Raw genomic sequence first — 24,974 nt, forward strand, 5'->3', positions numbered from 1 at the left:
TTAATAATCTAAACTTTCTAATTTAATTTTTGTGCTTTTTTTAATAAAACTAACTGCTTTTTTTACTTCTAAACTTTGAATTTTAAATTCTTTTTTAGATAATTCATCTTTCTTATTTTTTAAATTATCAAGAATAACTTTAATTTGAGTTTTCTTTTTATTTAAAATTATTTCAATATCATTTTTTCTATCTACTTTTTTTAATTTGATTTTTGTATTAAAGTTCTTATTGTGTTCTAAATAGATTTTTTTTGCTTCTTTATAATCTTTTATTTTTTCTTTTGATAATTTAAAGTAATCTATATAACTTAAATATCAAGCTAAATTGAATTTTATTTTTTGAGCTTTAGATATTTCTTTTGCCTTTTTATAAATTTCTTTATTAGTATATGAATAAAATGCCTCTGATTGAGAATAATCTAATTTTTCACTACCAAATACTAAATACTCATTGGCTTTATAAACTGCAAAATTTTTATGTTTAAAAAATAATATAACTCTATCTACATATCATGGATTTATACCTAAATTTAACTTTGCTCTTAAAACAGTTGATACATACTCTACAAAGAATGTAAAGAGCATTATTCCAAATAATAAGGCCCCAAATTCATGGAAGTAATGTTGACTAAAATAACTATTTAATAAGTAACCCATATTTCCTGCTCCAACTACTCCCAAAACTGAAACTTCTTTAAAATTAATATCAAATCTATAAACTATATAAGAAACAATACTACTTGTAGTTTGAGGCATAATTCCATATTTGAATACTTGAAATTTATTTAATCCTGTTGATTCCAATTGATAAACTATTTTTAAATTAATTTCATCAAAAATTTCTCTGTTATATTTTGTTAACATCCCTATTGTTCCCATTGCAATTGCAAGAGTTGCAGTAAATGGTCCCATACCAACTAAGGTAATAAAGAATATTGCATAAATATAAGTTGGTACTGATCTTAATATTGATGTGAATACAACAAAGAATTTTGCAACATAGTAATTTACAACTTTTTCAGAACTTAATAATCCATAAATATAGGCGAATATAGCACCTATTAAAGTTCCAACAATTGCAATAGAGAGTGTTTCAAATATTAAATAAAGTACAGAGTAAGGAGCATTACCACTCGCTCTAAAAAAAGAAGCTCAATTAAATTTCAACATTTCAAGTAAATTATTATTTGTATTTTGAATTGTTTGAGAACTTTCAAGGTGAAAACTAATAAATGAAAGTGAATATATAAAAATTGTAAATAATATTAAATATAATGAAACTCTTTTAATTCATTTTCTTGGATTTTTCTTAATTACTTCATTTATTGTCAAAGTTTTTAAGTATTCTTTATGCTCATTTAAAGCACTCTCTTCTATTTCCTTTATCATTTGTTCTTTTAAAAACATAACTTTAAAATTAAAATCTGATAGATACTTTTTATCTCTTCTAATATTAATTTTTTTATCATCATCTCAAATAAATCATGATTTTGAGTTTATATTTTCTAATTTAAATTTTTCAAATTCTTTTTTCTCTTTATTCAGATTATTTTTAAATTCTTGTTTAAAATCATGTTTAGTTTTTTTGATTTCTTGCTTTATTAAAAGAACTTTCTCATTATCTTTATTATTTTTTGCTTCTATTAAACTTTCATTTAAATCTTTTTGTAATATAAATTTTATATAAAAGTTTACATTATTAAGTTTTGATATTTGTTTAATTAAGTTATTATATTTCTTTTGATCCTTTTGATCTAAAATGAAATCTCTATCTAAAAGTATATAATTTTTAACAAAATAAATTAAAACTTCTAAAAAGACTACTGTTAATATCAATAATGTAAGTAAAAAACCAACTCTTCCTCATTCATCATATTCAATAGAACTATCTATCATTCTACCAATACCAAATTTTGTAACTCCTCCAATAACTGAAATATATCTTATATTAGTCTCTAAGGCATAAAATGTAGCAGATGTAATATGATTTGATATTTGAGGAACAACAGCAGTTCTAAAGGCCCTAAATTTTCCTGCTCCTGTTGCTTGTTGAGAAATAAATATCCTAGTATTAATGTGTTCTATTCTTTCAAAAAATATTTTTGAAGTTATTGAAAATGTAAAGATAGCAAGAACTATAGTAACTGTTAAATTTGTTTGACCGAAGTATCCAACAAAAATTAGTGCATATACAAAAGAAGGTACTGTTCTAAAAAATGCAATTATAGTTTTTGCAGTATTATTTATAAATTTATTTTGAACAATGTTTCCAGCAGCAAGAATTGAAACTGGAATGGCTAATATAACACCAATTATAGTTCCAGAAAAAGCTATCAACATTGTTAAAAATATAGAAGACATTGCCTTGTTAAAAAACACATTTCCTAAACTATCAGGTTTTAAAAAATCTTTTCAATCTCATTTAAATAAATCTGAAATTCTGGATACAAATAAATCAAAACTTGAAAACAGTTCTCCTCAATTTGCATCCAAAACTTTAAAACCAAAAATAATTAATACTATTAAACATACTATAGAAAAAATTAGAAAAGTCTTTTTAGGTGCTTTTGTATAACTATTATTTATTGCAAAAACATTTCTAGATTTTATTGACTCAAATTTCCTTTTCATCTAATAATTATCTCCATAAATTTCTTTAAGAATATCTTTGGTTAATTTTTCTGGTTTATCATCAAAAACTATTTTTCCATCTCTTAAACCTATAATTCTTGTTGCAAATTTTATTGCTAAATCAACATGGTGAATATTCAAAATAATTGTCATATTTTCATTCTTATTAACATTTTGAAAATCTTGAATAACTTGACTTGCCAAAATTGGATCTAAAGCAGATACAGGTTCATCAGCAATTATAAGTTCTGGTTCTTGTGAAAGAGTTCTTGCCAAAGCAACTCTTTGTTGTTGTCCTCCACTTAAGTTATCTGCTCTAATATATGCATAATCTAGTAAATTTAATTTTTCCAAAGATCTTAAAGCAACTTCTTTATCTTTTTTTCTAAAAATACCAAATAGTGATCTTCAAAAAGATAATTTGGATATTCTTGAGTTTAAGACATTTGCCAAAACTGTTTGTTTTTCTATATTGTTATATTCTTGAGACATTAATCCAATTTTGTTTCTTAACTTTCTTAGTCTTTTATTACTTATTTTACTTAAATTATATTCCTCAATTTCTTCACCTTCTTTTCAAGATATCAATAACTCTCCAGAAGATATTTTGTTAATTCCATTAATTGTTTTTAAAAGAGTGGTTTTACCAGCACCTGAAAGTCCTATTATAGCTACAAATTCTCCATCATTAATAGTAATATTTATATCTCTTAAGACTTGCTTTCCATTAGGTCATACTTTATTTACATTAGTGAATTTTATCATAACTTAAAAAAATACAAATAGAATTTAATCTAATTGTATTTTCTCCTTTTCTATTTTAACTAATTATCAATTTTTCATTAATTCTAACATTTTTGCAGTTTCCACAGTTGCTCTTGTTATTGAACTATCCATGTCTACTTCGAAACTTTCACTAGCTTCTTTAGAAGTTGGTCCAATATAACCTGTATGACTGTAAATATTAAATATTTCTTTATTTTCTGGTTTTGCAATAAGGTTAATAAATGCTGTTCTTAAATCATCTTTATATTGTTCGTCATTAATTCTTTTTTTAGAGTAAACAATTAAATCATTTGGAATTGCATCAGTTGCTCCTATAACTGTTGAGTTTGCAAAAGCCTTTTTAACTTTATTATCATCTTTTTGTTCAGATCTAATATCACTGAATCCTACTGCATAGTTTGCTGCCCCATCATTTTGTGCATTTGAAATATTTTCAGCAGCTTGTGGATAGCTTTCTTGTTGACTTGCTTTTTTTCACAGTCCTTGTAATTCACTATCTTCAAATCCAAGAACATTTTTAAGTCAAAGCATTGGATATAAAACTCCTGCACTTGATGTCTTACTTTTTCCAAAAGAGAATTTAAACTTATCTTCTGTGGCTCCTTTTAAAATCAATGCTTTTAAATCAGCTTTATATTGTTCAGAAGATTCAACGCTTTCTTCTCTTGTTAAATTTTCTTTACCATATTTAGTTATATCAAATCCGCTAGCGCTTAAAAATGCATTATTTGCATAAATATATGATCTATAATATGAAGCAGTATTTTCAGAATCCTCCAGTTTTTCTTTTGCTTGTTGTAAATTTTCAATTCCTGTTGCAGTTTTATTATAATATTGTGCTAATTGCATAGAAGTTTGAGCATCAATTGCTTTATTTTGTGCTTTTGAAGAATCAAATTTTCCATCAGTTTGAAATGGTTCAAAACCTTTTGTTTCAGGAGTTACACCACTTCTTGAAGCACTTAAAAGTACACCTTCTGAAGAGAATTTTCCTTCATTATCTTTACCTCTATATTTTACATATGTGTTAATAGGTAAAAATGCTAAGTCAGCTTTACCATCTTGTAAAGTTTTTCCTGCTACTTCATAGTTTGTTGAAGTTGAAATCTTAACTTTTTTATTTAAAGTTCTACCATCTTTTTGAGCAATACTAGATAATTCTGTTGCTAATTTTTGTTCTAATGGTTTAACAGTATTTATTATTTCTGTACTATTATTTGAAGGAATAAATAATATATTTATTGTATCTGAACTTCCCCCACATGAAACAACTGTTGATACTGATGATGCGATTAGTGTGCTTACAGCAAAAAGTGATAATAATTTTTTCATTATTTCTATTTTTCCTTTTCCTTAAAATTATTTTGTGTAAATAAACAAAGAGCTCATTGTTAACTAATTATTGTTTAAAAAAAAAAAAAAAAACTTATAAAACCTTTTTTCATAAAGTTTTTGATAAGTTCCTTTCTAAAAATTTGCTTATAGAGATATATAGGTATATCGTAGAGACACCAACCCAATATGTTGGTTTATACAAGCTTTTTATTTAATTTACATTTTCTATTTTATATTAATAAATAAAAAAGTCTATATTTTAAAATAAAAAATCACTCTTTTAAAAGAATGATTCTCTAGCTTTTTGTTTAACTTCTACAGAAGCTGTAAATGGAATTCTTGTTGTATATCCTTGTTTTGCAGCAACTATTTTTTTAGTTGGTCAAACTTGAACATCTTGATTTCATCTTGAAACATAGTCATTATAGTTACTTCTTGCAGCAGATATTTCTCTTTGAGTATAATCATTTTTTTGCATTGCTGCTATAATTGTTTCTTGTGATTTTAAATCTGGATATCTTTCAAAAGCAACATTAATTATTCCATATGCTTTATCTAATTGTTCAGACAATTCGCTACTTCTTGCAGCATCAAAATTATTTCCTGATCTTAGCGCTGCAACACCTTTCATAACATCCTTATCTAAATTAATTGATTTTTCTAAAAGACCTGCCACATTTTGAAGTATTTGATAACGTTGTTCTAAATAATTATCAACTTCACTAGCTGAAGCTTGAATTCTTTGTTCTAATTTTGAAAAATAATTTCTTGCTCCTATTTTTTTAAAAGTAAATATTAAACCTGGTAATATTAACATTAATCATAAAAATATTTCAAATACTTTTGATCCAGTACCAACTTTAATTTCTATTTGTTTATTTATAACTTTAATATCTTGTCCTTCTTCTTTAAAAGGACCACTTTGTTCATCTAATAAATTTGCCATTTTTTTCTCTCCTACTAACTTATTTTATCAAGTTTTACTTGTTATTATTCATTTTTTCTAACAGTATTCTTTGGTTTTCTGTTAATCCTTCTTCGCCTAAAATTGTTGCTAGAATATTATTTGTTTTAACCATTCCTTCAGTATCAATTGAAAGTTTTGAAGTAAATTCATTTAAACTATCAATAATTTTATTTGAATTTACTGAAGTTTTATCATCATTTAAAGTACTAATCACTATATTAGATTCTTTAATTACTTTATTATACTCATCTCAAGGTACTGGAACAGAGTGTATTCCTCCATCTCCTCCACTAACTAAAACATAATCAACTCTTGGAGTTATACTATATCCTTCAGCAATAACATTTACATATTCATTATTGCCTTCTTTTTTTACAAAACTAGTTTTTAAAATACTAGGTGTAACAGAATTTCCATGCCCTAATGCTTTTTTATAATATTTATTTGCAATAGCTTCATATTCTCAATTTGATAGACTTTGTTCTTGAGGATTACCTGCTGATATTTTTGTTTCTCATTTTTCTTGATAAATAGGAATTGCAAGTAAAGGTGAAAATGCTAAAAAAAAGTTATTAAAAGAACCCATATTAAGTGCCATAAAATTATTTCTAATTTTTTCAAAACTGAAATGTTTATATTGCTCTACATCTCTTTCTAAAGATAAATTATCAATATAATTATTAAATAGAATACTTAAATTTGAAACTTTTTTCAATCTAAAGTTATTGCTAGAATCAAAATAAGGTGCTTTAATTAAATCTATTAATTGTTTTTGAGCCAGAGCTGAAAACATCATTCTGAATTCAATTTCATTTGATCTTTCAAAACAATCAAAATACAATTCAAATTCTTTATTATTCATTAAATTAAGTTTTTGATTATTTTTAATTGCCTTTTCTGCTTTTTTATCTAGTTGATTCAATTCTTTTTGAAATTCTTTATCACTTAAATCTTTTCTAGATTTACTTGGATTTCGATCAAAACTTAAATTAGGACAATGTTCACTATAATAAAATATAGAAGACTTTTTATAATAAAAAGGCATTGGTTTAACAACACTTGCAAAAAGAGTTTCAGATCTTGTTCGTGTTTTTGAGTTTCCATCTGAATCAGTATAACTTTCAGTTCATGTTATAAGTAAAGATCCAGTATATTCTTTTTTTCTCATTTCATGAATTCTTGTTTTTACTACTACAAATGGATTCTTTGCAAGTTCTCCACTTGATAAATCAACTATTGATTTATCTCTTTCAAAATCCTTAAGACCAATACTTTTTAGAAAGTTAAATTTATTATTATGTAAGTAATTATCGAATTTAACTGAACCTAATGTACTTTCAATTAGGTTTTTTGATAATCTACTATAAAATAAATTATTTAAAGGTCTCATTTGTTCCCAAGCCTTTTGAGTCAATTCATTAATTTCTGACTGAATTTTTTCTGCCATTTTTGAAAAGTCTTTTATTAATTTATTTATTCTTAAAAAAATTAATAATAAAAATGTAATAAACAATATTGCACATATCGAACTTGTTATTGAGATATACAATATAAATTTATCTAAATCTTTCAAAAAATAAAAAGCAACAACTGGCACTAAAACAAAAACTATACACATTATTATAAGAAATACTCTTAATGCTTTATATTTACCTATAACTTTTTTTGTGCTGTTTAATTTTTTTTCTTGTTTTTCAATTGTTTTTACAGTTGTAATATTTAAATTTTCATCAACTTTTGCTATTTTTAAAAGTCTTTCAAATTCCTTTTCACAGTTCAATTGATGTTCAGATTGGTAACTTTGAAATTCTTTCGCTGGATTATATATAATTTGCTCCACTTTTTTTGTTCCTCCAAAATTAAATAAATTATATTACAGTTTTTTATAAAAATCTCACCTTTTTGCAGAAAATAGAAAAAAATTCCATAAAAAGAATGGAATTTTTTATTATTTAGTTTCTAAATTATTAATGATTGTTTCTTGAAGCTCTTCAAATTTTCCTGTTCTAATAAATTGTAAAGTTTCTTCAATATTAATTAAGCATTCTCCAGCTCTTTCTAAATTCTTTAATTGTCTCACTATTGTAATAATTTTTTTTGATTCAACTTGATTTTTGGCTTCAAAATTTCTTAAAGCCAATGTATTTGAAAGTGTTGAGAACTCTATACTTAACTGTTCTTCTGCTTTTAAAACCTTTTGATGTTGATCATTGTCATAATTTTCAATTAAAGCTGAAACTATGTTTAACATTTTATTTACAAGATCAAACATTTTTGAAATATATTCAATTTCTATTGGTTCAGGATTGTATTTAATTGTAAATGCACAAATATGTTTTGCAACGTCAGCAATTCTTTCAATTTCACGACTTATTAAAACTCCCCCAACAGCTAATCTTAAATCACCTGCTACCATTTGTTGTTTTGCAATTTTTCATAAAGCCATTTTTGTAAATGTGTTTTGCATGTCGTTAATTTTTAAGTCATTTTCAACTACTTCTTTTGCTAGTTCAAAATTTTGTGCTTTTAGAGATTCGAAAGTGTTTGCATACTGAGATTTAGTAGCTTCAACTAACTTAATTAATTCTCGCTTAATAGTTTTAATATCATTATCTAAAATTTTATTGTATGACATTTTCGTTCCTCCTATCCAAATCTTCCTGAAATATAATCTTCTGTTTTTTGATTTTTTGGATTTGTAAATATTTTTTTTGTTCTATCGTATTCGATTAACTCTCCTTGTAAAAAGAATGCTGTATAATCACTTACTCTTGTAGCTTGTGCCATTGAATGGGTAACTATTACTATTGTATATTCATTTTTCAATTTTAAAATAAGTTCTTCAACTTTCAAAGTTGCAATTGGATCCAAAGCACTTGTAGGCTCATCCATTAATAATATTTTTGGTCTCATAGCAATTGCTCTTGCTATACATAATCTTTGTTGTTGTCCCCCACTTAATCCCAAAGCTGAATCTTTTAAATAATCTTTTACATCTTCTCAAAGTGCAGCTTTTTTTAATGAATCTTCAACAATCTGATTTAAAGCATTTTTATCTGTAATTCCCTGATTTCTAGGACCAAAAGCAACATTATCATAAATTGACATTGGAAATGGATTAGCTTTTTGAAAAACCATTCCTACCTCTGTTCTTAATTTTACAACATCTGTTCCCTTTTCATACACATCTTTGTTATGAACTTTAATTGAACCATCAATTGCAATATTATCCACTAAATCATTCATTCTATTAATTGATCTTAGAAGTGTTGATTTACCACAACCTGAAGGACCAATAAATGCTGTTACTGTATTTTCTTTAACAGCCATATTTATATCAAATAAAGCTTGTTTTGAACCACCATTATAATAAAAATTAAAATTTTCAATTTCAATTACATTAGATCTTTGCTTTAATGGTAATTTCTTAGGTTTTTGAAATATTTTTTCTTCTGATATAAGTTCCAATTCATCAGTATTAGCAGGTATTATATTTTCATTTTCTACCACTGTTTTTTTATCTAAAGGCATTTTTTACTCTTCCTTTTCTTTTGCAATCTTTTTGACATCTTTATTAGAGTTATTTTTTGCTTCTAATTTAATTGTTTTAATTACTTTATTTCTAACTTTTGAATTTTTATAATAAGTTTTCCACCTATGTATATTGAAATAAGATATTCATTTTTTGTACAGTGATACTGTATCTTTTTTAGTTTTTTTAGCAACCTTTTTTATATGAGATATTGTAAATATAGATATAAAAGCTTTAAATTTAACTTTAAATGGTATTTTTTTATGAACTGGATTTAATTTGACTCCAATATATTTACTTAAGAAATTTAAACCTAGTACTAAGAATATTGTAACAAGTGCAATTTGATATGCAACACCTAATGTATGTGGATCATTTCCTTCTGAAGCCATCATATATATTTGAGTTGTTAAAGTAGCACCTGATGAGAAGAAACCTTCTGAAGGCATTCTAACTGCTGTTCCCAATGTTAGATATACAGGAGCTGATTCACCAATGATTCTTGCAACAGCTAAAATAGTTCCTGTCACAAGTCCCTTAGTTGAGTTTGGAATAATAATTTTGAATAGTACTCCTGTTTTTGTCATACCCATTCCATATGCAGCTTCTTTATATAAAGAAGGAACAGATGTTATTGAGTCTTCAAATGCTGTAATCATTGAAGGAAGAATAACTATTGTCATTGTTAAACTTGAAGCAAATACTGACATTGGTATTCCCATTGTAACAACAAATAAACTTAAACCAAACACACCAAATACAATACTTGGAGTTGATGCTAGAACATTTATTGAGAATCTAATTACTTTAGCAAATTTACTATCTTTATGAGCATATTCTGCTAAATAGATTGCCACAATTAATGCTAATGGTATTGCAAATATAATAGTTCCTAGCACTAAAAGTATTGTTGTAAACAATAGTGCAAATATACCACTTCTTTGCCCTTCAATTTCTATAAATGCACCAGGATCAAAGCCACCAATCCCTTTAAACATAACAGTTAACAATATTCAACTTGTAAATCCAATAATTATCGTAGTTGAAGTTATCATAAAGAAATTTAAAATAGCACTCTCCATTTTTTTTCCAAATCTTTTTTCAGTATATGTTTGTACTAAAATATTTAAATTGTGACTATCATATTCATAATTATTTTTTCTAACTTTAATTTTTTTATGTTTAATCTTATTAATTGATTTACTTTTCTTTTTATTAATATTTCCAACAGCTATAATTAATAAATTAATAAGAATAACTATTATAAATAAAACCATACCAATTGCATATAATGCAGATTCATGAGTTGATCCATGATTTTCTAGCATTTCTAAACCAATTGTTCCTGCTAAAGTTCTAATTGATGAAAAAATAAATCCAATGAAACCATCATCTGTATTTAAACCTTTTGTTGAGTTTCCAGCAATTAAAATAACTGCCATAGTTTCTCCAATAATTCTTGCAACTCCAGTAATGATAGCTGTAATAATTTTTGGCATTGCAGAAACTAAAACTACTCCAAAGGTTGTTTTTTCCTTTGTCATACCTAATCCTAACGAAGCATATCTATGACCTTCTGGAACTGCTTCAATAGCATTAATTGATAATGTTATCATTGTTGGCAAAGCCATAAAAGCTAACGTAAAACTAGCTGTCATCATGTTACCACTTGTTGGAGCTCCCATTGCTACAAAAATTGGTCCAATTTGATCTAAAGCAAATAGACCAAAAACAACTGAAGGAATTCCTGCAAGTAATTGAATTACAGTAACTACAAATTTTTTAGTTCTATTTTTTAAATACTCAGTTATGAATAATGAACTAAATATTGTTAATGGAATAGCAAATAATAATGTAAAAAACATCATCATTAAAGTTGAAAGAATTATCTTACCTAAACCGTATTTACCTGCACCATCTTTTCCAGGTGATCAATCTCCTGAAAATAGGAATTTAAAAAATGAAAATTCTTTAAAAACTGGAACTGATTTGTATAAAATAAATCCTACTAAAACTGCCAATATTAATAAAACAATAGTTGTTATAGTTAAAATAGATATTTTAGTTGATAAGTCCATTTTAGATGCTTTTGCTTTAGGAAGTTTTTTTACATGTGTTTTAAGCATAATTACCTCCTAATACTTTTTTAGGAGATGGAGATTGATAATTCATATCTCTTACAAGTCCCTCATCTTCAAAAACTGATTTTGCTTCATCTGCATTGTGCATTCATTCAAATAATTGAATTAATTGTTCTAAATTTTTATTATATATATTAAAAATTGCTATAAATGGTCTTTTAAAAGTATATGCCTTTTTAATAAAATCTTCTGAGTTTCCATCTTCACCATTTATTTTTCAATTTTCTCATTTATGATCGGTTTTGTTTCATTCTTTTGGTTTATTGCTCTTGTTAATAGCCAATTTTTTACCATCAATACCTGCTAATTTAATTGCTCCCTGATCTGTTAATTGTCCTAAGAAACCATTTGAAACATATCCTATACTTGGAACATTACTCATATTTTCAATCATTGAACCATTAGAATTAACCACATTTGATGAGTGCATATCTTTTATTCCTGTTAAATCTGAAAAAGCTGATCTAGTTCCTGAACCATCTTCTCTTGTAAAAGTAACTATTTTAGTTTTATTACTTGTTGGGATTTTTGCATTTAATTGAGAATAAAATGTGCTATTCTCATAACCTTTTAGTACTTCTTTTGCCAATTCTTCTCAATACATATTTCCTGAATAAATTTTTGCCAATAATTCTTTATTATTATTTAAGTCAAAATTCATTAAATCATTTAATGATATAGTTTTTTGATCCTCATCGTAAGTAATTACTTCATTTCAATAACTTGGTGAGTTAAAAATCACACCAATCGCATCAATTGCAAATTCTAAAGCAATATATGAATTATTTTTTGAAATATCATTATTTTCATTTTTTCAATGATTTAAATCAACATTTTCAAACCTACATTCTTCTTCTTTTGGATTTGCACATACATTTGAAAAAGTATTTCCTTTTGACAATGTAGTATCACTTATTTTTTTAGAAATAAACCCTGCACTATACATTCCTTTTTCTACGCCTCCAACACCAGCTTGACTACCTGTTGAATTGTAAATAAAGTCTTTTTCTGATTCATGATAATATTTTTTTGTTAATTTTTGCATAAATGGATTAACACTTGTGCTTCCACCTAAAATAATTGAATTTTTAGGTGCTGCAACACTTCAAATTCATAGACCTAACACCACTGACAATAATGCCAACAGTATTATGCTTATTTTCCTACTCATAAAGTTTCTCCTAGCTGAATGCTAATATTAATTCGTATTTGATAATTTTTTTGCCTCAATAAGTTTAATTTGAACAAGTTTTGTAATACCTTTTTGTTCCATTGTTGCTCCAAATAGAGTATCACAATTTTCCATAGTACCCATTCTGTGAGTAACAATCATAAATTGTGTATTTTTTGTAAAAGTTTTAATATATTTTGCAAAGCGTTCTACATTGGCAATATCAAGAGGAGCTTCAACCTCATCTAATATAACTAAAGGTATTGGTTTAACTTTTAGAATTGAAAATAAAACTGAAAGTGCAACCATTGATTTTTCTCCACCACTCAATAAATTTAAGTTAGCAATTTTTTTACCCGGTGGTGACATTTTTAAATCAATACCTGTATTTAAAATATCATCTGGATTTGTATAAATAATTGAAGCTGTTCCTCCACCAAATAGAGTTGCAAAAGTATCTGGTAATACTTTATTTACATCTGTGATAATTTTTCTAAATTGAATTATCATTTGTTGATCCATATCACCAATTGCTTCTTTTAAGTTTTTTATTGACTCAAGTATATCTTGAGTTTGTTCAATATAATTTTGATATCTTATATTTTCTTCTTCATACTCCTCTATTGAATCCAAATTAACATTTCCTAATAAATTTATTTCTTTTCTTAAAAAATTAATTCTATCTCTAACTTCTGATTCAGTTTCCATAACATTTGTACTTAATTCTAAAGCTGATTCAAATGTTAAATTATAATTTAAAGATAATCTTGATGTTGCATTTGATTGTTTTTCAAAGATTAAAGTACCATCAGAGTTTAGACTAGCATATTTATCTTTTAATGAGAAAAGCATTTTTCTATCTTGCTCAATTATTGAATTTAAATTATTTTGTCTTTCATTTGATTTATCTTTTAAAGATCTAATTACATTTATTTGTTGTTGAATTGCATCTTTCTTATTTTCTTGTTCAGATATTTCGGAAATAATTTTAATAATTTGTTCATCAAGAGATTGGAATTCTTGTTCTCCACCATCAAGTTCTTTTCCTGTAATTACTCTAAATTCTTCTTTAACTTCGCTTGCTTCTTTTTCAATTAATTCTGATGAATGTCTTGAAGCTCCAATTGCTGTTTGAATTTCAGCTAGTTCCTCACGAAGAATTTCTATTTCATTACTATATAAAGTTACTTTTTTAGAAATTGAGTTTTCTTTTTCATCAAGATCTTTTTTTCTTAACTCTAAATCCTCTATTTGTTGTGAGTCATTTAATAAGACTTTCTTATTTTTTCTACTTCCCCCAACAATAGCACCATGTGGTAAAATTCTTTGGCCATCTAAAGTTACGATATGATATTTTTTATTAGTTAATTTTGAAAGTTCAATTGCATTTTCATAACTATCTACAACTATATAATTTGAAAGTAAATAATCTAAAACAACTTGATATTTTTTTTCTATTTTAACTAATTCATTTCCAAATCCAATGAAACCATTTGCTTTTTGAATTATAAATCTAGTTTCATTATTTATATAATTTGGTTTTAAATTGTCTAAAGGTAGAAATGTAGCATATCCTGCTTTATTATTTTTTAAAAATTCTATTAAAGCTTTTACATCAGTTGTTGATTTAACAACTATATTTTGTAATCCATTTTGAATTACAGTAGAGATTGCAATTTCGTAATTTTTATCAACTTTAATTAGATCTTGAACTGTACCAATAATACCTGAAAGTGTTTTTTTATTTTCAAGAATTGTTTTTACACCTTCAAATAAATTATCTAAAGAGTTTTTTCTTAACATTAAACTTTCTAAAGTTGATTCAGTTTTTGCTAATTGTTTTCTTATTAAATCCAATTCTTGATTTAAGTTGAAGCGTTTTCCACTAGTTTCATCAAGTAATTCTCTTTTATCAACTTTATCTTTTAATAATTTTCCTAATTTTTGTTCTTCAGCTTCTAATCTAATTTCTAGTTCTTTAGCTTTATTTTTTAATTCTGATGATTTAAATTCCTTATCATCAATATCAACTTTACTTTTTTTAGATTCTAATGAGATTCTAGAAACTTTTAATTCACTAATTTTTTCAACTATTTTAGTAAATTCTTTATTTAACTTAGATAATTCTTTTTCATTATTATAACTTGATTGAGAAATACTATTAAATTCTTCATTTTTTTTATTTATTTGCTTTTCAAGAGAGTTAATTTCAATTTTTAGTTCTGTTTTTTGATCATTTAATTCAATAATTTTTTGCTTATAAAGTTTAATATCATTTACTAATACTGAAACTTCTATGTTTTTTAATTCATTAAAAAGTTCCTTATATGATATTGCTTTTTTAGATTGTCTTTTTAAAGAAGGTAATTTTCTTTCAATTTCATTTATTATGTCATTTAATCTATCTAAATTTTCTTGAGTTCTTGAAAGTTTTCTAATTGCTTCTTCTTTTCTTTTTTTATATCGAGCAATACCTGCTGCTTCATCAAAAAGTCTTCTTCTATCTTCTGGTTTCGATTCCACAAAATTACTAATTGAACCTTGCGAAATAATAGCTAGACTTGATTTTGTTAAGCCAGTTTCTAAAGCAACTTCTTGAATATCTTTTAAACGAACTCTACTTCCATTTATAAAATACTCTGATTCTTTTGTTGGTCTAAAAAACTTTCTTGTAATTGATACTTCATTATAATCTAATGAGCTAAATGCTCTATTACTATTGTCGAATACAAGGGTAACTTCAGCCATATTTAATGGTTTTTTTTCACTACTTCCTGAAAATACAATGTCTTCCATTGAATCTCCACGTAATGTTTTATATGATTGTTCTCCAAGAGCTCACATGATAGCATCGTTTATATTAGATTTACCACTACCATTGGGACCTACAATCCCTGTCATTGAAAAATCGAAATTTAAATTTGTTGGTTCAGCAAAAGATTTGAACCCATACGCTTCAATTTTTTTTAAGAATATCATTTTTTTACCTCGTGTAATCGTATATAGCCGTCCTATATAACAAAATCATTATATAGATTTTAATTAATTTATACAATTTTTTAATAATTTTATAAAGATAAAAAACCCCTTATTTACTGGGTTTTTTGACTTTACTTATTTTTTTTAATTTTAGACAAAGCATTTTTAGCAGCTTCTTGTTCTGCTTGCTTTTTATTGCTTCCAATACCTGTTCCAAATACCATTCCATTAAGCGTTACATTAACAGTAAATGAAATTGTATTATTTTTAAACTTTTTACAAGCAACAGTTACATATTGAAGTTCACTTCTCATCTCTATTTGAATTAATTCTTGTAATTCAGATTTAAAATCATGGGTTTTATCTAAAAATTGATCAATTATATAATTGCTAAAAATAGTTTTTTCTAATCACTTGTTTAAAATTTGATCACCTTGATCTAAAAATATAGCTGCTGTCATACTTTCAAATATATCTGAAAGTATAGAGTCTTTTTCATAGCCTTTTGAGTCTAATTCTCCTACACCAAGTCTAATAAATTTACCTAAACCTATTTTTCTTGAAATTTCAGCTAATGCAGTTTGTTTAACAATTGAACTTCTATATTTAGTTAATAAACCCTCATTTGATTTTGGAAACAATTTATAAAGATATTCACTTACTTTCATTTGTAAGATAGCATCTCCTAAAAATTCTAATCTCTGATAATTTTTAGCACTTCTATTTTCATTTGAAAAAGAATTATGAGTTAAAGCTTCAAAATAGTGATTTTTTTCCTTAACCTGAATTGAAAATTCTTTTAAAAGAAAATTTATTATATCCATTATTCAGCTAAAGCCTTTTTAACTTTATTTACAACATCATTTTTAATTGCATTATAAGTCATTTTTAATGTTGCATAAAAAGCTATTTTATCACTAGAACCATGTGATTTAAAAGCAATACCATTTGCTCCTAATAATATTGCACCTGCATGATTTTTGTAATCAAATTTTGCTCTAACTTCTTTAAATGCTCTTTTTAATCTTAATGCTGCTAATTTCCTAAATAGAGTTTTTGTAATGGCTGATTTAATTTCACTTAGTAAAGCTTTACCCATACCTTCTGCTGCTTTTAAAGCAATATTTCCTGTATATCCATCAGTTACAATAATATCTACAATACCATTTGCCAAATATCTAGATTCAATGTTTCCAACAAAATTAATATCTTTATTTTCTTCTAATAATTTATATGTTTGTTTATGTAATTCTAATCCTTTTGATTTTTCTTCTCCAATATTTAATAGAGCTACTTTAGGTTCTTTTACACCGTTAACAGCTTTTGAATAAGCTGTTGCCATAATTGCAAAATTAACCAAATCTTCTGGATCACATTCTAAATTTGCACCAACATCTAATAAAAGAGTAATTTTTCCTTTAACTAATGTTGGAATAACTGGCATAAAACCAGGTCTTTCAATACCATCAAGTTTTTTTATAATAAAGTGACAACCAGCAATAAATGGAGCTGTTGCTCCTCCAGTTGTTATGCCATCAGCTTTACCTTCATTTACTAACTCAAGAGCTTTTACCATACTTGAGTTCTTTTTTCTTCTAATATCCATAATTCCGTCAGTCATTTCAATAACTTCTGTTGTATTAACGATTTCAACTTGATCAGGATTATATTTTTTTGATGAAAGAGCTTTATTTAATTCTGTTTCATTACCTACAAAGATTATTTTTAAATCTTTTTGCTCACCTAAAAGTTTAATAGCAGCATCAACTGCTGGAATTAAACCATTATCTGAACCCATAACGTCAAACGCTATTTTTTTATATTCCATATTTATTCTCCTTTTCAATAGTGATTATATAGGTATTTAGAATTTAAAGCAAAAAAAATAAAACATATTAATGTTTTATTTATTATATTTTTTTGCATTTTCTTGTTGTCTTGCAGTTCCATTACTACAACATGGACATTGTTTAGATAAGCATACTTGACAACTTATACATTTTAAGCAACTTCTACATCCATGGAATGAAGCGCTACATACTCTACAAGTATAACAATTGTGAGCTCCTCCTGGACAACAAATATCTTTATTTATTTCTGGTTTTTGATTTGGCAATGGCATAAAAATACCCCCTATGTATAATCATACTATTATTATACATAATTACTAGTTTACTAACAAGGTTAGAGGTCTTTTTTTAATTTGCATCATTGCAGCCATTCATCCAATGTATAGAATTGCTCCTAGAATGATAGCTGATACAAATGGTATCCATGGTAAGCTAGGTAAAGCAATTAAGACTTTAAATTTACCTCAAACAAATATCTGAATGAGTTTCCATACTCCTATTGATGCAAAGAATGCAAATATATAACTTATTGCAGCTCCACTGACATATTTACCCATGACCATTCAATTAATTTGAGCATTTGTATATCCAAGTGATCTCATAATAGTAATTACATTAATTGAATCTGTAATAATAATATTCATAATTACTATTAATAAAATAATTAGTAAAACTACATCAATTAAAATATACAATAGCATTGCATTTGTCATTTTTCCTAAAATTTGATTTATGACTGATTTTAATATTGGTAAAGTAATTACTGATGAGCTCATGAAAAAGTTTCTTGATTTTGGTGATGTAGGTTTATAATCTCCAACTGAAGGAGCTAATATACTTGCTAGTCATGGTTCATTTTTAGTTGAAGCCATTGTATATGTATCTCTTGAATAGGTAAAGTTTTTTTGAGATCCAGCTATATCTTGTAAATCAACTTTTCCATAACTTGCTTTTTTTGTACTAACAATTGAGTTGAACATTAAATCATTCTGATCAAAAGAGTCTGATTTATTTACTTTTTTAAGAGTTGTTGTGTAATCTAGATAGATATCTTGCATTAATGTATCATTTTCATTAATTGCAGCAATTCTTATTTTTAATAGAACATCTTTTCCTACAATAATATCAAATGTATCTCCTACTTTTTTATTTAATATTTTTGAAAGTCTATAAGAAATTATTCCATTTAAATACTCATCATTATTTTCTCTTAACTCTTCTCATTGTGAGTTTTTTACAGATTTAAAGTTAACAACACTTCTTGCATCTCCCCCAATTTCACTTGTTGTATCAATTAACTTAATAAGTGAGTTTTCTATATCAACTTCACTATTATTTGTAATGTGATATGAAAGACTAGTTTGAAGTGCTTCTTTGTTACCATTAAAAATAACATTATTTACACTTATTAAAGAATTAACTCCACTTTGCATTTTTGCAAAGGTAGACATAAGAGTTAAAAACTCATTACTAAATACTGGAGTCATATCTTTAGTAGCATAATTCTCACTACTAGTATTTTGATTTTGTGTATAGTCAATAATATATTTTTTAAATGACTCTATATCTCCACAACTGCCTTTATAGTTAATAGCAAAAGGAGAAATACAAGCAAATTTACCAATATCATCTAAAAATATTCCACCCATTTCTTCTGGTTTAATAGTTAAAATTGATTTGTCCATTGGTTTAACTATTTCTTTAATATTAATTTCACTAGGATTTTTATCTAGTGGAAAATTCAGTGCAATTAATGAAAATAGAGTTGCTTCTGTGGTACCTCAATTACTTGATGAATCTCTAATATCAGATATGATATTCATTAATTTTGAAAAATTATTTGTTGTTTGGTAAATAGAATCAGCTTGATTTGAGTTTTTTACATAATCTTCTACTTTTTGATCTTTTATATTAGTAAATTTAATACCATAATCTTCTCTTGTTATATCTTTAGAAATTTTCTTAGATTTAGCAGTAATATGCATTGCTTTATTGAAGTTATATGTATGATCAACTTCTTTAGAATAAATGTTGTATCCACCTTCAATCATATTTGTAATTACAGGCATTGCTCTTAATTGCAATGTAAACAAAAAGGAGCTAAATAAAAATAATCCCATAATTAAAGCAAATTTACCTTTTCCAGCAGAAACAAAAGCATGTTGCATCCTAAATGTAAATCCTTTATTTTTATTTTTTAATGATTTTAATATTAGTCAATTTACAAATGAGTAAATTAAAGCTGGAAAGAATATTATTTTTAATACCAGTACAATATAATCTGATTTTCCTTTTTTAGGACCTGTTGTTAATAAAGCAAGAGCTCCTTCATTTAAAAATCTAAATATTATTAAATAACTCAGTCCAGCAAATAGTAAAGGAATAATTACTATTATTATAAATAAAAATACTGGCGAAGTATAAATTGTCTGATAGTCAAATATAACAAATGTATTAAATTGTTTTGTTGCAGAATCTATTTGAAATGGAAATGATAATAGATACCCTATTCCTATCCCTATAATCATTGTTAAAAATGTCTTTACAGAAAATACCCATGTAAGTTCTGTTGTTTTATAACCAAGAGATTTAAATACTCCAAGTTGTTTTCTTGTATTATTTATTTCTTTTTTAAGGACAAATAATATAAACATAAATCCTAATAAAAATAGAATTATTCCAATTACTATATATATTCAAGTTATTATATATAAATTAATTAGTTGCTTAATACTTGTATGAGATTTAGATTCTTTAAACATTGTAGTTCCAGGAACTATAACTGATAATAATTTTTGTTGATTATTTTCATCAATGCTTAATATATTAGATGTCAAAATCTCATTTAAATTATAATTATTTGTATTTTTTGAAATATATGTTTCTGCTCAAAAATCTAATTTGAATCCTGAAGTAGCATTAAGCTTATAATTATTAGTTAGAAAAATTTCATTAAATGAATAGCCACTTTCTGAATCTGTATTTTTTTCTTCCTCATAGGTTGAAAAGAAACTTTCATGAACAAAAATCTGTGAATAGTTTTTAATTGAATCTTTAAATGAACTAAATCCTAATGGTGTTAAAGCTGAATATTTAGATCCAATACCTACAATATCAAATTCCTTTACTGTTTTTTTATCAATTTTTGATCCTTCAAATTTTTGATCTACTCCTAAATTTAATTTATCTCCAATTTTTTTATTTTGCTTTTTAGCAAATCCACTACTTATTACAATTTCGTTTCTTTTTTCTGGTAGTCTACCTTTTTCTAAAACAACATTGTTTATATTATATTCATCAGTCCCACCCAATGCAGTTGCATTAGAAAGATTATAAACAAAATGATCATCTGCTCCCTTAAGCATTTGAAAGTTTGCATTTAAAAATAGTTCAAATTGAAATTCTCCATTTGATTGGTTTTTTAATTGATTTAAAATTGAATAAACTACATAATTTTTGAAATTTCTATTTTTATAATTAAATTGTTTTCCCCCTGAAATTTGATCTTTTGCTTCTTTAGTAAAAATTTCTTCTACTTTTAAAGTACGTGTTTTATTTTCTTCTGTTCTAAATGAAGTTGAAACGTATTTATCTCCACAAATATAATATAAATATATAACTTTTTTAACAGTTTCAATTTCTTCTTGTCTAATCAATTCTTCAATATTATTTGGTTTGTTTTCAAATTGACCATTAACTATTTCCTTAGAATAGTCTTTAATTAATTTTTTGGTTTCTGTACTAAATCATTCATCAGGTATTGCAAGTTTAAAGTTCATATCATCATATTTAAAATTCATTTCTTTATTATTTCAAATATACTCTTCTATAAACTCATCAGTCATAACACCATTATTTTGTCATTGTTCTTGTCACATGTTTGTTTCTTTTTTTACTGAAGATGATTTCAAAGAAAGTTGAAGTGGAGTTGATAACATACCAAAAATTAGCATAGTAAATATCATTAAGAATAAAACTGTTCCCAATGTTTCTACTCAAGCCTTTATGAAGGCTTTCATATAAGATTTAAATATATTTTTCATTTTTTATTCCTTTCTATTTAATAAATTAGAATTGATACTGGTGGACATTTTCCCTTTAATTGATTACTTAAAAAATCACTTCTTTTAGCTGATATTCTATTTTTTTGATTAGAATCATAAAAATATAGCTGCTTAACTGTTGCATTATATATGTTTAAAATTAATTCCTTAATTTCTGAAAATTTTATAGATAAAAAATTAATAAATTTTATAAATATAAAATATAATTTCTTACTAATTTTTTTTACATAATTATTTTCAACTTTTTTATTAGTTTTTATTAACTTTAATACATTAAAAATAATAAAAATACTTATGAATTCAAAAAATGCAAATGATATTAAAGATAAAATTAATTTCTTTATAAAAATTATTCCACTCATTTCAATAGTTTTAACTGCTTTTCCTTGTGATATCACAGAAATGAAAATAATAAAACATGAGATAAATAAAACCAAATAACTTCCTGGATTTAAATATACTCTTATTTTTTTTATTAAATCATTAAATAAATGATTATTATTTTGATTAAACTTCATTTTTTTAACATAACTTACAGTCTTAAAATAATTAAATAATTTATATCCATAAATAAAAGCAACAAAAAAACCTAAATTAAATAATCCAAAAAGCATATTATAATTTGAAATTACCAGACTTTTTGTTATACAAATTTTTGCTATTGCAAATAAACAAAAAACTAAAAGAAGAATAATTATTGAACTAATCATTACAGAAAAAAAAGTTTTATTTTTATTTATTTTTTTAAAAAAAGAATTCACAATTGCTCCTCATATCTCAAATTATTTTTATTATATATCATTAAAGACAAAAAAAAAAAAAAAATAATTCTCAGAGAATTATTCTAAATTATTCAATACCTATGATAAATGAATATACTTCTTGTTGCGCATCAATTACTTCATACTCAACATCATGATTTTCATCTAAATATTTACGTAAATCATTTATATCCTTAAATGATGCATCTTGGCCTGTAAAAATTGTTAGAATTTCAGTTTTTGAAGTAATGAATTTTGACATAAATTGACTAAAAATATTACGCAATGATTTTGTAGATGCTATTATTTTGTTATCAGCTGTCATCATATATTCGCCAGTTTTTATAGTTATACCATCAATTGTTGCATCTCTTGCTGCTTTATTAATTGAGATTGAAACAACATTTTTAAGTGCCTTTGCAATATTTGATTCATTTTTTTTAGTACTTTCATCTGCATCTAAATTTAAATAAGCTGTCATTCCTTGAGGAATAGTTTTTGTTTCAATAACAGTAACTTTTGACATCTTTTCTAAATCTTTTGCTTGTTTTGCAGCTAATAAAACATTTGAATCATTTGGAAATATATATACTTTTTTGGCATCAACTGCTTCAATTGCCTTTAAAAAATCCTTTGTTGATGGATTCATTTTTGCTCCACCATTGATAACATAATCAAAATTTAATTCATTTTTAAAATAATCTTGCATTCCTTTTGATCTAACAACAGCAATTGTTCCAACTTCGTTTTTTAATTTACGTTGTTCTTGAGCTGAATTTCTTACCAAAGAATGATCAGATGTATTAGCAACATGTTTATCAGCTTGTAAAGTCATGTTTTCAGCTTTAATAGTTCTAAATTCTCCAAACTGTTGTAAGTATGATAATACTTGACCTGGCATTAAAGCATGAGTATGTATTTTTAAAATATCTCCATCAATTACTGCAACAATTGATGTATTTCCATATTGTTCAAATGTGTTTCTTACTGTATCAACTTCTAATTTATCTATATACTCTTCATTAAGCATAACAATTGCTTCAGTACAATAGCCAAATTCATCTTCTATGGCCATTTCTATATTTGCCCCTGTATTTTCTTCAAGTTTTTTTAATTTTGCAATAGGTTTATGTTTTTCAACAAAGTACTTCATTCCTTCAAAAAATTTAACTAAACCATATCCTCCACTGTCAACAACTCCAACTTCTTTTAAAGCTGGCAATAAATCTGGTGTTCTCTCTAAAGACTCATTAGCAGCTAATACTAACTTATCTCAAAAATCAACGGGAGTTAAATCCTCAGTTATGTTATTTACAAATTCGCTTGTTTCACGAATAACAGTTAAAATAGTTCCCTCAACAGGTTTCATAACAGCTGCATAAGCTACTTCTTTGGCTTTAATAAAAGAATCCTTTCATGTTTCTAAATCTAAGTCTTCTTTATCTTTCATTCCATTAGAAAAACCTTTGATAATTTGAGAGAAAATAACACCCGAGTTTCCACGAGCGCCCATAATTAGACCTCTAGAAAATTTGCTCATTAATGAGCCAATTTTATCGAAATCTTCATTTTCAATTTCTGCAAATCCATTGGTACAAGTTAAATTCATATTTGTTCCAGTATCTCCATCTGGTACAGGAAAAACATTTAGCTTATCTATATGGGGATAATTATTATACAAATTATTAACTCCACTAGTTATCATACCTTTTAAAATTTGTGCATTTTTCATAGTATTGTCACCCTCTAAACTATATTACTTCTTTATTATTTAAAAATAAAAAATAATAAAAAATTGCAAATATTTATTTGCCAGATTATAAGTATATATTGATTAAATAAAAATATTGCTAAATTACAATAAGATCATCTACTGCAACATCCACTATATAATTTCGCACGAATTGTGATAGTTTTTCCAATTCATACTTTACACGTATTTGAACTTCTTTAACAACGTCACTTATGTTAACTCCATTAATTAAAATTATATGCACTTTTACCCTATTTGTTGTATCTGCAGTTGTTATTTCTACTGCTTTTGAAATATCATCTGTTTTTAATTCTGATTCTAATTTAGCTGTAAAATTAGCAAAAGAAGCAACTCCAGGAACTGTAACAACAGCATTTGATATTGAGTCTAAAATATCTTTTTCAAGCATAAGGATTCCCCCATTAAAATTTAATAAATGCATTTATCTAATCTAGATAACATGTTGATCATGATGCCACGTTTCAAATTAGTACAAACATATTTTACACTAATAGTAAAAATAAATAAACCATTAAGATATTAAAGTTGAAATATTTCTAAATAATAATTAAATATATTGTTGTATTTTAAACTTAATTATTATATTATTTATAGGTCCGAGGTGAAAATATGGCAAGAAAAGACGGTTTAACAGGTAAAGGTCCTTTGTCAGGTAATTCAAGATCACATGCTATGAATGCCAACAAAAGAAAATGAAACCTTAATTTACAGAAAGTTCAAGTAATGGATGAAAATGGTAAAGTTATGACTTTAAAAGTTTCAGCCAGAACACTTAGAACTTTGAAAAAAATAACCAATTAGCAAAATAAAAAAACTACAATAAAAAAAAGAAACTCAAAGAAGTTTCTTTTTTTTATATATAATTATTATTGGTTATGCCCTCTTGGCGGAATTGGTAGACGCAGCAGACTCAAAATCTGCCGAGAAATCGTATCGGTTCGACTCCGATAGAGGGCACCAGTTTGAAAATAAAACAGATTACA

Annotated in this window: 18 protein-coding genes, 1 tRNA gene and 1 riboswitch; of the genes, 2 read left to right on the forward strand and 17 right to left on the reverse strand. The window is 25.5% G+C overall.

All coding sequences use genetic code 4. From position 1 onward, the window contains the following. The 17 genes from SFLOR_RS04530 to SFLOR_RS04610 all read right to left on the reverse strand — a co-directional run bounded on the left by SFLOR_RS04530 (window position 1) and on the right by SFLOR_RS04610 (window position 24,379). Window positions 1-2,631: a PhnE/PtxC family ABC transporter permease gene (locus tag SFLOR_RS04530; RefSeq protein WP_100916886.1), complete on the reverse strand. Its 2,631-nt coding sequence runs from the start codon at window positions 2,629-2,631 to the stop codon at window positions 1-3. After that, window positions 2,632-3,396 (reverse strand): phosphonate ABC transporter ATP-binding protein, encoded by a 765-nt coding sequence (gene phnC, locus SFLOR_RS04535; RefSeq protein ID WP_100916887.1) that lies wholly within the window; start codon window positions 3,394-3,396, stop codon window positions 2,632-2,634. It lies immediately after the preceding gene. A gap of 63 nt (window positions 3,397-3,459) precedes the next feature. Next, window positions 3,460-4,749: a PhnD/SsuA/transferrin family substrate-binding protein gene (locus tag SFLOR_RS04540; protein ID WP_100916888.1), complete on the reverse strand. Its 1,290-nt coding sequence runs from the start codon at window positions 4,747-4,749 to the stop codon at window positions 3,460-3,462. 130 nt (window positions 4,750-4,879) lie between these two features. Then, window positions 4,880-4,974: riboswitch (purine riboswitch) on the reverse strand. A gap of 58 nt (window positions 4,975-5,032) precedes the next feature. Further along, complete coding sequence (locus SFLOR_RS04545; RefSeq protein WP_100916889.1) at window positions 5,033-5,698, reverse strand: LemA family protein; 666 nt, start codon at window positions 5,696-5,698, stop codon at window positions 5,033-5,035. Between the two features lie 34 nt (window positions 5,699-5,732). Continuing rightward, a complete protein-coding gene (locus tag SFLOR_RS04550) occupies window positions 5,733-7,559 on the reverse strand; it encodes an MAG1210 family protein (protein WP_100916890.1) in 1,827 nt (608 codons plus the stop codon). Between the two features lie 108 nt (window positions 7,560-7,667). Next, window positions 7,668-8,354: a phosphate signaling complex protein PhoU gene (gene phoU / locus SFLOR_RS04555; protein WP_100916891.1), complete on the reverse strand. Its 687-nt coding sequence runs from the start codon at window positions 8,352-8,354 to the stop codon at window positions 7,668-7,670. An 11-nt stretch (window positions 8,355-8,365) separates the two neighbouring features. Next, window positions 8,366-9,250, reverse strand: coding sequence for a phosphate ABC transporter ATP-binding protein PstB (gene pstB / locus SFLOR_RS04560; protein ID WP_100916892.1), 885 nt, complete (start codon window positions 9,248-9,250; stop codon window positions 8,366-8,368). A gap of 3 nt (window positions 9,251-9,253) precedes the next feature. Continuing rightward, window positions 9,254-11,377: a phosphate ABC transporter permease PstA gene (gene pstA / locus SFLOR_RS04565; protein ID WP_100916893.1), complete on the reverse strand. Its 2,124-nt coding sequence runs from the start codon at window positions 11,375-11,377 to the stop codon at window positions 9,254-9,256. After that, entirely contained in the window at window positions 11,370-12,563 is a 1,194-nt protein-coding gene (gene ptsS, locus SFLOR_RS04570; protein ID WP_157806958.1) for a phosphate ABC transporter substrate-binding protein, read from the reverse strand. The genes pstA and ptsS overlap by 8 nt, the downstream gene beginning before the upstream one ends. Window positions 12,564-12,590: 27 nt before the next feature. Beyond that, window positions 12,591-15,542, reverse strand: a complete 2,952-nt coding sequence (locus SFLOR_RS04575; protein WP_100916895.1) for a chromosome segregation protein SMC — start codon at window positions 15,540-15,542, stop codon at window positions 12,591-12,593. Between the two features lie 131 nt (window positions 15,543-15,673). After that, window positions 15,674-16,366: a ribonuclease III gene (rnc, locus tag SFLOR_RS04580; protein ID WP_100916896.1), complete on the reverse strand. Its 693-nt coding sequence runs from the start codon at window positions 16,364-16,366 to the stop codon at window positions 15,674-15,676. Further along, window positions 16,366-17,370, reverse strand: a complete 1,005-nt coding sequence (plsX, locus tag SFLOR_RS04585; protein ID WP_100916897.1) for a phosphate acyltransferase PlsX — start codon at window positions 17,368-17,370, stop codon at window positions 16,366-16,368. The genes rnc and plsX overlap by 1 nt, the downstream gene beginning before the upstream one ends. Window positions 17,371-17,445: 75 nt before the next feature. Continuing rightward, entirely contained in the window at window positions 17,446-17,664 is a 219-nt protein-coding gene (locus SFLOR_RS04590) for a hypothetical protein (RefSeq protein WP_100916898.1), read from the reverse strand. Window positions 17,665-17,709: 45 nt separating this feature from the next. Beyond that, window positions 17,710-21,435 carry an ABC transporter permease gene (locus SFLOR_RS04595; RefSeq protein ID WP_100916899.1) on the reverse strand — a complete coding sequence of 1,242 codons (3,726 nt, stop codon included), beginning with the start codon at window positions 21,433-21,435 and terminating at the stop codon, window positions 17,710-17,712. Window positions 21,436-21,452: 17 nt separating this feature from the next. Further along, window positions 21,453-22,217 carry a hypothetical protein gene (locus SFLOR_RS04600; RefSeq protein ID WP_100916900.1) on the reverse strand — a complete coding sequence of 255 codons (765 nt, stop codon included), beginning with the start codon at window positions 22,215-22,217 and terminating at the stop codon, window positions 21,453-21,455. An 88-nt stretch (window positions 22,218-22,305) separates the two neighbouring features. After that, entirely contained in the window at window positions 22,306-23,949 is a 1,644-nt protein-coding gene (locus tag SFLOR_RS04605) for a DAK2 domain-containing protein (protein ID WP_100916901.1), read from the reverse strand. 118 nt (window positions 23,950-24,067) lie between these two features. Further along, a complete protein-coding gene (locus tag SFLOR_RS04610; protein WP_169919200.1) occupies window positions 24,068-24,379 on the reverse strand; it encodes an Asp23/Gls24 family envelope stress response protein in 312 nt (103 codons plus the stop codon). A gap of 221 nt (window positions 24,380-24,600) precedes the next feature. Here SFLOR_RS04610 and rpmB point away from each other — a divergent pair, with 221 nt between their 5' ends. Continuing rightward, window positions 24,601-24,792 carry a 50S ribosomal protein L28 gene (rpmB, locus tag SFLOR_RS04615; RefSeq protein ID WP_100916902.1) on the forward strand — a complete coding sequence of 64 codons (192 nt, stop codon included), beginning with the start codon at window positions 24,601-24,603 and terminating at the stop codon, window positions 24,790-24,792. Between the two features lie 76 nt (window positions 24,793-24,868). Further along, window positions 24,869-24,951 (forward strand) — tRNA-Leu (locus SFLOR_RS04620). The last annotated feature ends 23 nt before the right edge of the window (window positions 24,952-24,974 follow it).

The sequence above is a fragment of the Spiroplasma floricola 23-6 genome (assembly GCF_002813555.1).
GTDB lineage: Bacteria > Bacillota_I > Bacilli_A > Mycoplasmatales > Mycoplasmataceae > Spiroplasma_A > Spiroplasma_A floricola.